The sequence below is a fragment of the Bacillus sp. iso_77 genome, assembly GCF_056173625.1.
In genome coordinates, this window is record NZ_CM149683.1 from 2,964,894 (window position 1) to 2,979,752 (window position 14,859).

The 14,859-nt window shown below is 43.6% G+C and carries 13 protein-coding genes; 1 reads left to right on the plus strand and 12 read right to left on the minus strand.

Features of this window, described 5'->3' with window-relative positions; genetic code table 11:
• Positions 1-8: 8 nt before the first annotated feature.
• Positions 9-404, minus strand: coding sequence for a hypothetical protein (locus AC0VYC_RS15380; RefSeq protein WP_024719792.1), 396 nt, complete (start codon positions 402-404; stop codon positions 9-11).
• 165 nt (positions 405-569) lie between these two features.
• Positions 570-1,139, minus strand: a complete 570-nt coding sequence (locus AC0VYC_RS15385; RefSeq protein WP_159145102.1) for a cob(I)yrinic acid a,c-diamide adenosyltransferase — start codon at positions 1,137-1,139, stop codon at positions 570-572.
• Between the two features lie 189 nt (positions 1,140-1,328).
• Here AC0VYC_RS15385 and AC0VYC_RS15390 point away from each other — a divergent pair, with 189 nt between their 5' ends.
• The gene (locus AC0VYC_RS15390; protein ID WP_039168189.1) at positions 1,329-2,075 is read left to right on the plus strand and encodes an SDR family NAD(P)-dependent oxidoreductase; all 747 of its coding nucleotides are present in this window, start codon (positions 1,329-1,331) and stop codon (positions 2,073-2,075) included.
• Between the two features lie 232 nt (positions 2,076-2,307).
• On the opposite strand, the gene pdxA is transcribed toward AC0VYC_RS15390, so the two are convergent.
• The 10 genes from pdxA to AC0VYC_RS15440 form a co-directional block, all read right to left on the minus strand.
• Positions 2,308-3,312 (minus strand): 4-hydroxythreonine-4-phosphate dehydrogenase PdxA, encoded by a 1,005-nt coding sequence (gene pdxA, locus AC0VYC_RS15395; RefSeq protein ID WP_427243760.1) that lies wholly within the window; start codon positions 3,310-3,312, stop codon positions 2,308-2,310.
• Positions 3,288-4,634, minus strand: coding sequence for a four-carbon acid sugar kinase family protein (locus tag AC0VYC_RS15400; RefSeq protein ID WP_427243759.1), 1,347 nt, complete (start codon positions 4,632-4,634; stop codon positions 3,288-3,290). Before AC0VYC_RS15400 ends, pdxA begins: the two co-directional genes overlap by 25 nt.
• A gap of 25 nt (positions 4,635-4,659) precedes the next feature.
• Positions 4,660-6,444 (minus strand): sigma-54-dependent Fis family transcriptional regulator, encoded by a 1,785-nt coding sequence (locus AC0VYC_RS15405; protein ID WP_138278991.1) that lies wholly within the window; start codon positions 6,442-6,444, stop codon positions 4,660-4,662.
• Between the two features lie 147 nt (positions 6,445-6,591).
• Positions 6,592-7,767, minus strand: a complete 1,176-nt coding sequence (locus AC0VYC_RS15410) for a sialidase family protein (protein WP_427243758.1) — start codon at positions 7,765-7,767, stop codon at positions 6,592-6,594.
• On the minus strand, positions 7,767-9,170 hold the full coding sequence (locus tag AC0VYC_RS15415) for a sodium:solute symporter family protein (RefSeq protein ID WP_427243757.1): 1,404 nt from the start codon (positions 9,168-9,170) through the stop codon (positions 7,767-7,769). The genes AC0VYC_RS15410 and AC0VYC_RS15415 overlap by 1 nt, the downstream gene beginning before the upstream one ends.
• 71 nt (positions 9,171-9,241) lie before the next feature.
• Positions 9,242-10,414 carry an iron-containing alcohol dehydrogenase gene (locus tag AC0VYC_RS15420; RefSeq protein ID WP_475388781.1) on the minus strand — a complete coding sequence of 391 codons (1,173 nt, stop codon included), beginning with the start codon at positions 10,412-10,414 and terminating at the stop codon, positions 9,242-9,244.
• 4 nt (positions 10,415-10,418) lie between these two features.
• Complete coding sequence (gene dapA / locus AC0VYC_RS15425) at positions 10,419-11,321, minus strand: 4-hydroxy-tetrahydrodipicolinate synthase (protein WP_475388783.1); 903 nt, start codon at positions 11,319-11,321, stop codon at positions 10,419-10,421.
• Positions 11,322-11,500: 179 nt separating this feature from the next.
• On the minus strand, positions 11,501-12,787 hold the full coding sequence (locus AC0VYC_RS15430; protein WP_475388785.1) for a heme ABC transporter ATP-binding protein: 1,287 nt from the start codon (positions 12,785-12,787) through the stop codon (positions 11,501-11,503).
• The gene (locus tag AC0VYC_RS15435) at positions 12,784-13,842 is read right to left on the minus strand and encodes a FecCD family ABC transporter permease (protein WP_138278995.1); all 1,059 of its coding nucleotides are present in this window, start codon (positions 13,840-13,842) and stop codon (positions 12,784-12,786) included. Before AC0VYC_RS15435 ends, AC0VYC_RS15430 begins: the two co-directional genes overlap by 4 nt.
• On the minus strand, positions 13,808-14,758 hold the full coding sequence (locus tag AC0VYC_RS15440; protein ID WP_138278996.1) for an ABC transporter substrate-binding protein: 951 nt from the start codon (positions 14,756-14,758) through the stop codon (positions 13,808-13,810). Before AC0VYC_RS15440 ends, AC0VYC_RS15435 begins: the two co-directional genes overlap by 35 nt.
• Positions 14,759-14,859 lie beyond the last annotated feature (101 nt).

Sequence of the window (14,859 nt, forward strand, 5' to 3'; positions counted from 1 at the left end):
TCCTCCCTTTATTTTTTCTTTAAAAAGTCTTCCCATTCTTGATCAAATGACGTGTGCATAGATTCTTCCATGTTCGGTGCCGTGTTTGGCTCCATATATGTTGTTCTGCCGGATGATTCCTTTGCAGATTCACCATTGATCATCTTCCAACCAAAGTAGAGAAGTACTCCAGCAAATGCGATTCCGAGTAAAAATGGCAGTGACTGTGCGACGAGCAATACACCGATAATAGAGAGTATGACCCCTGTTGTTTTACTGCCTTTATCATATTTTTTGACACCTACATAAATGAGCCACGCCCCAATCAAAGTCGGGATCAGCCCGCCCAATGAACCACCAAAGAAGATGGATAAACCGATAAACATCAGGATTGAACCGATGATGGTTTTACTTGTGATTTTCATCTTCATGCCTCCTTTCTTGCTCCTTGCTTTAACTATAGTCAAAAAAGGAAGCCGACAAAACGTGTCGTAGATTGATCTTTGATTGCGACCAGAGTCGTAACATGGCTCAGACTGAACGGTTGAATCCATAGAAAAAGCACTCTTCGACTAGAAGAGTGCTTTTCCTCATTTAGAACGAAACACGTCTGCACTTCGTTCATATTCAACATCTGCTTCACCGAGCCGATGATTCACAATACGGGCGGCAGCAAATAAATAGTCGGATAGACGGTTCACATATGTGAGCGTAACTGCTGAAATTTCCTCCTGCTTTGCGAGTGTCACAATATGCCGCTCGGCTCTCCTGACGACTGTTCGCGCTACATGTAAGAGGGCAGCACCTTCCTGGCCCCCAGGTAAAATAAATTTAGTCAGCGGTGCGGCTTCTTCTACATACACGTCCATTCGCTCTTCAAGGACTGTGACAGATTCTTCTTTTAACTTGCCTTCTTTCGGTGGTTTCACCGCTGCTAAATCACCGCCGCAGTCAAACAGTTCATGCTGAATGACCATCAGCTCAGATAGAATATCTTGAAACAATTCGCCATGCTGCCTTAAGTTTGCATGGGCTAGTCCAATCAAACTATTCGCCTCATCTAATGTACCGTACGCTTCTACCCTTGCGTCATCTTTATCAGCCCGCCCGCCAATCAAGCCTGTTTGACCTTGATCTCCGGTTTTTGTATAAAGTTTCATTGAGGTTCCCCCTTATCCATTGCTTGTTCCTTTTAGTATACCCTGAAGTGGAAAAGATGTATTTGTTTTATTATGAAACACTTTTATTCAAAACCTCTTCATTTCCACTTTATATGTTGAATGATGAAACATCACATTTTATAATAAATGAAAGCGCTTTTTAATTATGACAGATGGGTGGGATGATAGATGACTTTACAAAACAAAGTAGCAATCATTACAGGTGCAAGCAGAGGGATTGGCCGCGCCATTGCGGAGGCATTTGTCTCTGAAGGAGCTAAAGTGGTGCTGAACGGAACGAATGAAGTGCTATTGCAAGACGTTTGCTCCTCTCTGAATAAAAAAGAGACACGCGCTGTTTCTGTCGCTGGTGATGCTAGTTTACCAGCGACAGCTGCCTCCCTCGTTGAGAAGGCAAAAAACCATTTTGGACAGATTGATATATTGGTCAACAATGCTGGGATCAATTTGCGGAAATCAACAGTCGATACATCTGTTGATGAATGGAAAAGACTAATTGATATTAATTTGACGGGTACGTTTCTCATGTGTCAAGCAGTCATTCCTGACATGATCAAACAGCAAGGCGGGAAGATTGTCAACATGAGTTCAACTACTGGCAAAACCCCTCATCACAATGCATCACCCGCTTACGGCGTTTCAAAGGCAGGTATCAATTACTTAACGATGCATCTTGCCAAAGAATTAGCAGCACATCACATTCATGTAAATGCTGTCTGTCCTGGGCCAATTGAGACAGACATGAGCAAACAGTGGAGTGATGAATACCGTAGATCTGTTTTAGAAAGAATTCCTCTGAAAACAATTGGAACACCGCAGCAAGTCGCAAACGCCGTTACCTTTTTAGCCTCTGATCAGTCAGATTTCATCACAGGGGAAACCATCAATATGAATGGCGGAACGTATATGAACTAAAGAAAGAGCCCCATTGGAAGGCTCTCAGATTGTTGACAAAGGGTTAAAATGAACTTTATTTTAACCCTTTGTCTTCTTTTCAGCGTGATAGAAAACCTTTGCAGTCTAGGAAGGACGAGCATCGGCGCGGAGCGAATTTGACATTCGTGAGCACCGAAGCGCAGGACTGACACCGAATGCGAGGGTTTGTCTACACGCTGAGAGCCTCCATTTGAAGGCTCTTTCTCTTTTACTATCGGTTCTCTCTCGTACCAGAAAGCATGATTGCCTGCCGAATGGCTTCTTCCATACTCGCAGAATCAGCCTTTCCTGTTCCTGCAATATCAAATGCCGTCCCATGATCGACACTTGTACGGATTATAGGCAATCCAACTGTAATGTTCACGCCTGATTCTAAGCCAAGCACCTTGATTGGTCCATGCCCTTGATCATGATACATCGCCACAACGATATCAAAGTCGCCTCTTGTCGCCCTAAAGAACAGTGTATCAGCTGGTAGCGGGCCAAATACTTGAACCCCTTCATCCTGTGCTCGTTCTACCGCTGGAATGATCTTCTCCTCTTCTTCTCCGTTTCCAAACAGACCATTCTCCCCGGCATGCGGATTAATCCCGCACACAGCAATTCTAGGTGCAGGGATACCAGATCGAACGAGGGTATCATGAGCCAGTTTAATCGTTGTGTATACACGTTCAGGATTGATTTTTAAGATGGCATCCATTAATCCGATATGTGTCGTCACATGCACCACTTTTAAATTAGGAGCTGCCAGCATCATGGCATAATCGTCCGTACCTGTCAGGTCAGCTAAAATTTCTGTATGCCCTGGATACATATGACCAGCCTTATGAAGTGCTTCCTTGTTTAAAGGTGCTGTACAAATGCCGTCAATTCTACAGTCATTCGCAAGTGTAATGGCTTTTTCAAGATATCGAAAAGCGGCATTCCCTGCTTCTTTTGAAATCTCTCCTACTGGAATATCGCTTGTTAATAGATGAAGATCAAGACAAGGAACGGCACCAGCTTTTACTTGTTCCGCTTCCTCCGGTTCTTTAATACTGACAATCTCCACACCTGTATTCACAAAATCTTTCGCCCTATTTAATATATGGGTGTCTCCAATGACAAATAGAACGGCTTCTTCATGTAAACGGCTTTGCTGGAAGGCTTTTAAAATAATTTCAGGACCAACCCCAGAAGCATCTCCCATCGTTACAGCAATGATTGGTTTTGCCATTCGTCTACCCCCTCTATGTTTTTCAACACTTCAACCGCATGGAGCACAGAATCTTTTTGACCATATGCCCCTGCTTTTGTGACTGCATATACACTCGTATCAACGAGCCGCCCAAGCGGGATGCCGGGTTCAATTTCTTTCAACAGCTGAATCCCGCCTGCTCCAAGCTCATGGCATATCGCACGCGCCGTATCTCCACCAGTTAAAAAAAGGCGTTTTACCCCTGTTAATTCAACAATGTCTTTTGTGATCTTACCAAGACAGACAGATAAGGTACTTCCTACTTCTTGTCTTGTCATACCATTCGCTTCACCGTATGCCAACATCTGTTCAACCATTTCTGGCCTTGCGTCTGTATAAAGGAGAATATCTTCATCCTGACGCATGAGCAGCTGATCCATGACTGATTTCCTTTCCCATGCTTCACGGCCGTTTAATACATTCAACGGGTTCACTTTCACCTCGAGACAATCGTGTTTTTCTCTTAAAAAAGCAAACTGCTCATTTGTTTTTTGAGAAGCACTTCCTGAAACGATGAGAACAGATTCATGCTTTTTTGCATGAGAAAGATTGCGGTATTTCGCGATATAGGATGATAATGCGCCAGCGAGTCCGGCTGACCCGACCCAAAGCACTCTTTGATTGATCTTCATAAACAAATCAACGATCTGTGTTAAATCATGGTTCGTTTCTGCATCACACACAAACCATTGATGACCATGTTTTAATAAAGATGAAATGTCATGACTCGTTTCGTTTAGCTCTGAATAGACCGCTTGCTGCGAAAGATGTTTTGGCTTGATGTTTGTCTGCTCGTCAATTAAGTCTGAAATACTGGATGTCAGGACAGGCGTTTTTGGGTCCTTCGCTGCTTCTGATAGATGAACAGGCACACCCTCCACATAATGAATCCCATAGGCCGTAGATCTATTCGCATCGGGGTAAGCGGGGGCAATGACTGCCGCATCAAACCGGCCAAGATCCATTAGTGCCTGAAGCTCTACTCCTATATTTCCTCTTAACGTTGAATCTATTTTTTTAAAGAAAAGGTGCGAATCCCCTTGTAGAAACGGCTGAACCACTTGACTGACCTCATTATACGCTCTTTCAGAAGACATACTTCGTGAATCTGTATCAACAATCAGTACATCTTCCTCCTTGTACCGGCTCATATCCTCAAATGTCGGCTGGAACAGCACAGAGGCTTTTAAACCGGCCTTCACAAATTGAACACCTGTATCACTTGCGCCTGTTAAATCATCAGCCACAATGATCACCTTTTGCTCTAAGTTCGCTCCTTTTTTTAATAGATCGTTTGTCATTTAGACACCTCGGTCTCATTGCATATTATTCCTTTAGCTTTCTCCACAGCGTCGTGCGGTTAATATTTAGCCGCTTTGCTGCTTTTGATTGATTCATATTTTCTTCTTCCAGCACCGTCCGAATGATTCGTCTTTCAATCTCGTCAAGCGTGCCATGTAAATAGCTGGACAGCTGTTTTTCTTCATTCTCAGAAGCAAGTTGCTCAATTGCCGGCTTTGCTTTACTCAACGTGATATATCCACTTTTTGTTGTCAGCACCAGTTCTTCCATAATCCGCTTGAACTGCCGGACATTTTCTCTAAATCGCTCGTTTTGAAAGGCGGCAATCACTTCTGCTGACAGCCCAACAACCTGCGTCCCATAAAGAGAATTTAATTCAGCTATAAATAACCGGCTCATATCCTCAATATCTTCTGCCCGTTCAGATAACGGCGGGACATGAATGACGAGCTCCTGCAAACACGTATATAGGTCTTCATGAAACGCCCCAGATTGCATCAATTTGAACAAATCAACTGTAGATGCAGCCATCCAGCGAATGTTCTGCTGATGATGAATAAGCTGCTCGGCCATGAGGGGCTGCATAGCCATTGGGACACGATCAATATCCTTCAGAAAGATCGTCCCTTTTTGATGCACCGGAATTATGTTTACATCATCTAATTCAGCCAAACGGCTGCAATGCACCGTCATAAAGCTCTCATTTTTCCTCTCGCTCATTTGGTGAATAGCAAAAGCAAGGCTGGATTTACCAGTTCCTTGTTCACCATAGAGACAAATCGATCGATCTGTTTGGCTGAACGCCTTTGCCCTTTTAATCACATCTTTCATATTTGAACTCTGCTCAGTAAAAAGAGCAAATGGATGTGCTGAATGAACAGGTGCAGCCAGCGTCCATATACGCTGCCCCTCCCTATTAATCACAGCAGAAGGCTTCTCAATCGTCAAAAGCAGCTCACCTTTAGATAATAAGCTTCCTTTGACATGCCACACTTGCTGCTGAAAGGAGATTTGAGAATATCCATTTTGTTTTCCTTCTCGAACCGCTTTTACTGCTGGTTCAAGCGCCGGGCACCAAGCCATCACATCAACATGAGACGTAAACGGTGCAAATAACCCTTTTTCTGTCCATTCTTTCATTTGTTGATTGATAAAATAAAGCTGATTGTGCTGATCAATGATCAGCATCCCTTTTGACTCCTGATCAATCATTTCACGAAAGAGGCGCTGCTCAGCTGTCGCCTCTTTATATAAACGGTACATTTGTTTTGCTTGATGAAACGCTTCTTTGACAGATTCACGTCCTGAGGTAATGAGCATGCTTTGCATCCCCAACTCCTTGGCCGCTTTATCTGTAATCACATCCCCCAGCACAACCTGTGTCCCTTGTTCCTGTAACTGCTGTAAAAGATCCCACACTTCTTCCTCTTGCTGTATCGTATAAATATCAATTTTGATCCCGTATAACTCTCCGATGGTGCGTACACCTTGTGTAATATTTTCAAATCCAACTACTGCTTTTTTCCCTTGGTAATCTTTAATCAGCGTGAGGGCACGAAGCAAGTCGTAGCCTGACACAGGGATATCCACCACTGGAATGTTGACGTGCTTTTGAATAAGCGCAGCTGTCCCCCCGCGGCTCATAATAATATCCATTCCTTGAGCCTCGGCCTGTTCTGCCAGTGCAACACCTGACCTAAGATCTCCGACTTCAAGCTGGAATGTGATGCTTTTTTCGTCTTTGGCAAGGTCGATTAATACATCGCCTAATCCTTTATACGGCGCAATACCTAATACTTTTATACTCATGAAAAGGACCCCCCATTTTTTATCTCTTCATCGTGAGACATACGTTGAGGGAGTCCAAATGTTAGCAAATTGAGACAACCCTCCAAACATCAATTATAAATGAAGAAAATGAGGGTTACAATTCACGGAAACACTGATCCCTTGCGGTTAAGACGTGTGATGAGTCCATTCTTCTTTCACACACACATACTTGATGGCCTGCCGGTAAAAAGTAAACGCAATGTGCAGACTACCATCTTTTCCTTCTGTGATGGATGGATAGGAATACTCTCGATTCAATTTGTCCTTTGAGTTGTTTGTCATGGCATATCCATCGCCAATTTCAAGGTTACGTCTGACGGGCCATGTCGCACCGTCATCCGTCGAGATGGCAAGTGTCATTGGCGCACGCGGTGTTCCCCAAAAGGCTGGACGCGCCTCTGTATCAACAGCCGTTCGTGTATCGCCTTCATCCTCAATCTCATCATACAAGGACGCTCTTCTTTCTGTTTGATCATCCGCATTGATATGGTTATAAACGAGGGCAAGATGACCATTATGGAGCACCGTAAATTGAATGGATGAGTTATTGTTTGGCAGCTCTGTTGCTCTTGGCTCAGACCATGTCCGTCCATGATCCACTGAACGGCTCATATAAATCGAATCAGCAAACCGGCTTCTAAAGAGGGCAAGCAGGGAACCATCCGCACATTTTCCGATATTCATATGAACACAGCCAGTACTGTTTGGCACAGTGACCTCTTCCCAGGTCTTCCCTTGATCTGAGGAAATCTTCACAGCACTGACATCACGGTTTCCTGTCCATTTTACGCCAGGAATCGTTTTACAATAGAACACCGGAAGGAGCCAATCATCATTATCCAATACAACAATAGGCTGTCGTATAAACGTCCCCGGCTGATCAAATAAAGTACCAATCTCTCCCCAAGTCTCTCCTCTATCCTCCGATAAACGATATCTCACAAGAGCTGTATCTTGATTGCCAGAAAGTTGTGCTGTATAAAGCAGCCACAGCCTGCCATCTTTCTCTTGAAAAAGAACTGGATTTTGTTCAGATCGTGTAGAATCATCAGACAGCTTCACAGCCTTCGTCCATTGATTACTTCCTTGCTTGAGCCTTGACATATAGATAGAGATATCAGGAATTCCTTCTTGCGTACCGCCAAACCATACACACAGCAAATCTCCATTATCCAGCTCGATGAGATTAGCCGCATGGTTTTGCACGCAATCTGATGGTAGAAAGGCTTCTTTTCTTGCTGCGTCTTGTTCATTTTGTCGCAATTTTCCATCTATTTTGATCATGATGTCTTCATTTGTCATCATAATTCTCCTTTCAGTGATTGATCCTTTTTAGCTGGCGGGCTGATCCATCGATCCATCACCAGAACTAGGAAAGGAATGATAATGGCCACATACATATTATCGATTCCAAATGGATTATCGAGTAAATACCACACCGTCGTGGCGATGCCTGAAACGGCAAGACCAATGGTTGCTCCTCTATTTGAATTAAAGTATGGCAAGTAAAAGCCCATTGCTGCTACAACTGCAATCGATGTTCGAAGTGCTCGTGTAAAAAAGGAAAGTGACAGCAACTCTGGTGCAAGTGCGACCCCCACAAGCGGCACAATCCCAACCATGACAGCTACATACCGAGTCACCTTCATACGCTGCTCTGGTGATGGTTTCTTTTTCGGTACATAAAAGTCATCAATAATCAACGTGGTTGTAGCAAGTGCAACCGTCGAGACACCAACAAAAATGGACGCGACAAGCGATGTTGCCACAATAGCGCTCAAAATCGGATTCATATGCTGTAAAAAGACAGGGAAAGCATAAATAGGGTCAATGTCTGGATACAAATAACGGGCTGAGACACCGATGATCCCGATCGCAATGGCAAGCGGCAAACAAAGGAGTGCTGCATACAGGGTCGATTTTTTCGCTTCTCGTTCACTTTTCGACGAGGTGATCGCTTGAATGATAAACTGCGTCGCAAAAATGGCACCCATATTTCCTATAAACCAAGCTCCAATCGTTCCCCAACCGATGGTCCCATCCCATGTAAAGAAATGGTCGGGTAATGTTTGTTTCATTGGCTCAAAGCCTTTTGTTAAATAAAGGGCTACCCCTAGTGTAATTAAAATCCCCGCATACTTCACAATTGAATGAAGGATCGTGACCCATGCAACCCCCTTCATTCCTCCGAAAGTAAAATAAAATGTACTCACAACCGCCGTGATGATGGCACAGGTCATTAAAGGAAGGCCAAGAATAGATGCAATGGCAGCTGAACCACTTAAATAGTTTCCTAGATTCACTAAGAGCAGGGCTGCAATCATAATGACAGAGACAACAAGCTTTGTTGATTTTCCAAATTTTTGATCAATAATACCTGAAATCGTGTATTGTCCTGTTCGATAAAACTTTCCCACTAAGAAAAAGGAAAAAATAAAAAAGGCAATAGCAACTGTGATAACAGACCATGAAGCGGAAAGCCCGTGTGTAAAAGCAGATTCAGCTGTTCCGACGGTTGACTTCGTCCCAATGAATTCACTCATTAACAAAATACCGACCACAATAGCTGGAAGTGACTTAGCGGCATTGTTAAATTCTGAGTTAGACTTACTACGGAAACGCATCGTCAGCCAGGTCGTAAACAGAATATAGAGAATAATGACGATTAAAATAAATGTGATGACAGAACTGCTTAAGACATTCACTTAAAATCCCCCTTTGTGTGCAAGCCGTATGAAGCAACTTCTCATGTCCCATCCCAGTGACGTATGAAGTGTTAAACGTGGAGCAGTTTCATGTAGACCTGTTCAATATCAGAGACAGACATCGGCTTCGGGTTGTTATCCATTAATCTCTTCACCTCCGAAGCAGCTTCAGCAAGTGCCGGCACATCTTCTTTTGACACACCGAAGGATTTGAGTTGTTGAGGAATGTGTAAATCCGCTGTCCACTCTTCAATTTGACGAATCACTTGCTCTGCAAGCGTATGCTTTGAGCCTTTCTCTTCGATCCCTATCACTCTAGCAATATCTTCAAGACGATCTTTGATATGGTCTGCATTAAACGCCGTAACATGAGGAAGCAGCATGGAATTAGCGACACCGTGTGAAATCTTGTATTTCCCCCCTAACGGATAAGCCATTGCATGAACAGCAGCGGTTCCAGCACTTGTGAGCGCCATCCCGCCATACATGGCACCAACCAGCATATCTTCCCTTGCTGTCATGTTATCCCCATGATGATAGGCCTCCTGAATACTTCCTGAAATGAGCCTCATCGATTCGAGTGCAAACATATCACTAAATGGATTGGCTTTATTTGAAATATACGATTCAAGCGCATGCGTAAACGCATCCATCCCTGTAGCTGCGGTAATGGCTTTTGGCAATTTGAGTGTCAGTGCGGGATCTAAGATCACAAGATCAGGCAAAAGGTATGGGCTGACCATGCCAATTTTTAATTCTTTTTCCGGAAAGGTAACAATCGCGTTTGGTGTCACTTCTGATCCCGTACCTGAGGTTGTTGGAATGAGAATCGTTGGAACTCCTCTTTTTTTAACAAGGTTCGTGCCAACGAGATCAGAAATTGGCTGATCATTCGTCTTTAGAACAGCTAATATTTTGGCCGCATCCAGTACACTCCCGCCACCAATCCCAATAATGGCTTCATGCTCCCCTTTTAAAAATATCTGGAATACGTCCTCGATATTTTCTTCCGTTGGTTCAGGCTTAATCTCTGTGCTGATCTCACTCACAATCCCTTTTTTTGCAAGTTCTGTTTTGATTTGATCTGCGTAACCAAGAGATACGATGGATGGCTGCGTTAAAATAAAAATCGATCTCAACTTGCTAAGTCCTAATAGCTCTAGTTTCTCCCCAAGGAGCTCTAGAGAGTGGGCGCCAGAAACAATGTGTGATGCCGTTTGAAAGTGATAATGTGATATCGTCATCTCTTCACGACTCCTTTGCTGCTTTTGCTTGTATCCGATAATTCTCCATCATGTTCGCCACAGCTTCTAAAGCCTCGCCGGATAATGCTTTGACCGGGCTTTTTGGCGGACCTACAGGAATCCCTGAAAGTTCAGCTGCTTTTTTCAAAGGTGCTGGTAACGTTCCTAATGTGAATGTCGCTCTTAACGGCTGCAGCTGCTGCTGACATTGCTCACTTTGGTCAAGATTTCCTTGCTGAAACGATTCATAAATGCCAACGACGGTTTTGGGAAGCACATTTGCCGTTGCCGCCACTGCACCTGTTCCGCCTAACTTCAATGTCTCTAAAATGAGGGAATCCGTTCCTGCAAGCACGACAAACTCTTCATCCTTTGTGACATCGAGATACGCTTTGATATTGGCAATATCTCCACTACTGTCTTTAATACCTAACACATTCGGTAGGACGCTGAGCCTTGCAACCGTCTCTGGCGCAAGTGACACACCTGTTCTTGATGGAATGTTATAAAGTAAGATGGGGATGGTCACATTCTCTGAAATATGACGAAAATGCTCATACAGCTCCTCTTGTGATGGCGCAACAAAATAAGGGGTGATAACCGACAAGATATCTACGCCTAATTCTGCGAACTTGTTTGACAGCTTAATAGTTGCATCAGTGCTATTCTCACCTGCTCCCATGTATACAGGCACCCTGCCGCCCGCAGCCTTTACAACAGTTTCAGCAATTTGAAGCTTTTCTTCCTCTGAAAACAAATGAAATTCGCCGTTTGTCCCTAAAGCAAAGATGCCGTGCACACCTGAGTCGATTAAATGATCAATGAGTTGCTTTGTCACTTCTGGATGAAAATGCTCTTCTTCTGTAAGCGGTGTCAAAATGGCTGGAATGATTCCCTGAATGTTCAAATGATCCTCCCCTTCCGATTGTTGCATTTTTAAACAACTAATCATTAAAACGCTTTCATGATTCTTATTATAAAAGCAATATGATTTATTTAACAACATATTTTTCGTTTTTTTCAAATATTCAGTGGGTGACATAAGTAGATGTTGATGTTTTCAACAAAAAAAGTGAACCAACCGGTTCACTTTTTCATGGCATTCAATGTATGAAGAAGATGCTTCACTTTCAGTCTGACTCTTTCATGTAAATGAGCAGTATGCTCCTTTTCTTCTGCATTGGCAGCAGCGATACAAAGATGATGTACCTGGACACTTGTCTCTTGTTTAATGAAGTGCATCAGCTCGCCCATTAGCTGGACAGACGCACCATCTGATATCGTTCCTTTCAGCACAAGCCAAACGGACAGCTCTCCTTCTTGATGCATCCCATAAAGAAGGACATCTTCATCATCATCTTCAGCGGCGTATTGCTTCGGCCCATCAGATTGACCAAGAAATAAATTCCCTTCCTCATCATCCAGCATGTCATGGAGTGCTTCAGTTCCAGTGCCAAGGGACCGTGTCCAAAAGAAACCCCCGCTTTTCTCATGTGATGAAAGGATGCGCAATGGCTGATGAGTAGAAAATGTCATTCCGTTTGCGCCATATGTTTTCCACCCATCCGCTAAGTTCAGCCTTGAATGTTCAGAGATGGACGCAGGTTCAATTACCAGCTGAGGGTTTGCCCGCAGTGGATGTTGGAGAGGTGTTACATCTGTTTCATACACCCGGTTCACCCGTTCGGTGGTCAACACATGATGCGGTTCTCCCAGCATGTCCAACTTTCCTTCATTCAGCAAAAGCAGACGGTCACAATACAAACTGGCAATGTTCACATCATGAAACACACCGATCACCGTTAAGTTAGAGGAAGTGGTCTCTTGTTTAATCAAATCGAGTAACTCTTTTTGATAAGCTAAATCAAGAAAACTGGTTGGTTCATCGAGCAATAAATAGTCAGGGCACTGAGCCAGCGCTTGAGCTAAGTAAACCCGCTGCTGTTCTCCACCGCTTAACTCATGGATGGATTGATCCTTAAATTGAGCAATATCTGTTTGGTCCATCACCTTGCTGACAATCTCAATATCTTCTTTCGTAACAGATTGCAGCCACCCTTTCTGATAAGGATAACGCCCAAACTGGACCGTTTCTTCCACTGTAAATGAAAAGGCTTGATCGGTCTTCTGGGGAAGAACCGCCAATTTTTGCGCAAGTGCCTTTGGCCGGTAGGATTGAACTGGATGGCCACTTAGTGTTACTTGGCCGCTCTCAGGTGCTAAAATACCTGCGATCATTTTAAGTAGCGTCGTCTTACCGCTCCCATTCGGACCAAGGATGCCGAGGAATTCCCCTCGCTCCACTTCAAAACTCACGCCATGAATGACCTCTTTTTCACCATATCCTCCTCTAACTTCCTTCACTTGAATCATAGATGCGTCCCTCCTCTATATCTGCGGATGAGGATGATACCAAAGACAGGAGCACCAATTAACGCCGTAATGATGCCAATAGGCAATTCAGTCGGTTCAATGATCGTACGGGAGAGCACATCTGCTAAAACGAGAAAGGAAGCACCATTCAGCATCGACAAAGGCAGCAAATGACGATGATCCGTAATGGATAAAAGACGGATAAAATGCGGAATCACCAGTCCTACAAATCCGATCGTTCCTGACACAGCCACCGCACTTCCAGTCAGAATGGAACCAGCAAGCAGCACAACATATTTGCTCCGTTTCACATGCACCCCTAACAGTTTTGCCTTTTCTTCGCCATATGTCATCACATTTAAATCTCTTCCTATCAAGATCAGTGCAAATGTACCAATGAGGAAAAAAGGAAGGAAAAGAGCAATGTATCGCCAGCCTCTCATAGACACACTGCCTAGAAGCCAATGAATAATCTCTTTTAAATCATCACCTGTTAACGCAATCATTAATGAAATGAGGGCTCCTAAAAAAGAGCTAAAGATGACCCCCGTCAAAATTAAAGAAGAAATGCTCATTCCTCGGTGAACCAGACGGGCAAAAAAGAGGACGAGACATAGTGTGACAAGCGCTGTTGTCATACTCAAAAAAGGCAGTGTAAAACTGCCAAGCAAAGGAAACTGCAAACTGAAAAACAATGTGGCTACAGCCCCCACAGATGCCCCTTGAGATACCCCAAGTGTATAAGGGTCAGCGAGAGGATTTTTTAATAAACCTTGAAAGGCTGCACCAGATAACGCCAGAGCTGCTCCGACTAACGCCGCTAATATCACTCTCGGCAGCCGGATATTCATCATAATATTGCGGTCAATTGCATCAATGGTTCCGGCCTGAATTCCAAATACTTCATGAACAAAGATCCGAAGTATAGAAGGAATGGGAATCCCTAAACTGCCAAATGAGATTCCCATTCCAATGCTCACGACAAGAAGTAAAGCACTTGCTGTGTATGCGATGATGATTTTATTTGAACGTGTCAGGATAGATGCTTTTCGCAAGAGCCTCCACTCCTTCAACCAATCGCGGTCCCGGTCGTGATGCCAGATCCGTATTCAATTGAAAGACTTGTTTTTCTTTGACTGCTTTGATTGCCTTCCAGCCGTCTCTTTTTTTCAGATCATCCAAGCTTGCACCATCAATCGTAACGATGGCATCAGGATTTCGTTTAATAATTGATTCTTCCGTCATTTGCACCCAGCCTGTTTGGTCGCCAGCAGCATTTTTTGCATGAATGACAGACAACATTTCGTCCATAAACGTTTGTTTACCTGTTGTATAAATTTCAGGCGCACCTGATACTTCGACAAAAACTGTTTTTTGTTTGTCTTTGGAGATGGATTCTGCTTGTTTTTTGATGTCATTCAGTTTTGATTTCATCTCATCTACAAGCTTCGTTGATGCCTCTTTTACGCCAGCTGCTTCACCAATCATATGGATAGACTTATACACATCTTTGAAAGAGGCTGCATCATTAACAGTCAGCACTTGAATACCTGCATCTTCAAGCTGTTTAAATCCGTCTTTTGAACTCATTTGTGATGCATGTGCTAAGACAAGATCAGGTTTTAAGGAAATAACCTTCTCTACATTGAAATCAAGACCGCCAATCTTCTCCACCTTTTCTACTTCCTTTGGATAGTTGTCAAAGTCTGATCTACCAACGATTTTATCTCCAAGGCCAAGGGCATAGGCAACCTCTGTATTACTTGGAATTAACGAAACAATTCGTTTAGGCTGTTCTTTGATTTCAACGGTTTTACCAGCTGCATCTTTGATGGATACAGGAAATGCCGTAGCCGCTGTCTCTTTAGGCTTTGAACTGTTTGTTTTTTGGTCCGTTTCCGCACCTGCACACCCTGCTAAAACACCGATCACAAGTAATAATGATAGCCAAATACCAGTTAACTTCTTCATCAATAAACCCCCTGCTTTATGTACTGCTTGACGTCATCTCTTTCGTCAATTCTTTTCTAATTTCGGGAATATTATACTACAGTGCAGATAGGTTGTATATG

Coding starts and splice junctions, on each gene's coding strand:
- AC0VYC_RS15410 (WP_427243758.1), bottom strand. CDS start 7,767: ATGACAAATGAAGACATCATGATCAAAATAGATGGAAAATTGCGACAA.
- AC0VYC_RS15385 (WP_159145102.1), bottom strand. CDS start 1,139: ATGAAACTTTATACAAAAACCGGAGATCAAGGTCAAACAGGCTTGATT.
- AC0VYC_RS15430 (WP_475388785.1), bottom strand. CDS start 12,787: ATGATTCAAGTGAAGGAAGTTAGAGGAGGATATGGTGAAAAAGAGGTC.
- AC0VYC_RS15440 (WP_138278996.1), bottom strand. CDS start 14,758: ATGAAGAAGTTAACTGGTATTTGGCTATCATTATTACTTGTGATCGGT.
- AC0VYC_RS15405 (WP_138278991.1), bottom strand. CDS start 6,444: ATGAGTATAAAAGTATTAGGTATTGCGCCGTATAAAGGATTAGGCGAT.
- pdxA (WP_427243760.1), bottom strand. CDS start 3,312: ATGGCAAAACCAATCATTGCTGTAACGATGGGAGATGCTTCTGGGGTT.
- AC0VYC_RS15420 (WP_475388781.1), bottom strand. CDS start 10,414: ATGACGATATCACATTATCACTTTCAAACGGCATCACACATTGTTTCT.
- AC0VYC_RS15380 (WP_024719792.1), bottom strand. CDS start 404: ATGAAAATCACAAGTAAAACCATCATCGGTTCAATCCTGATGTTTATC.
- AC0VYC_RS15400 (WP_427243759.1), bottom strand. CDS start 4,634: ATGACAAACGATCTATTAAAAAAAGGAGCGAACTTAGAGCAAAAGGTG.
- AC0VYC_RS15390 (WP_039168189.1), top strand. CDS start 1,329: ATGACTTTACAAAACAAAGTAGCAATCATTACAGGTGCAAGCAGAGGG.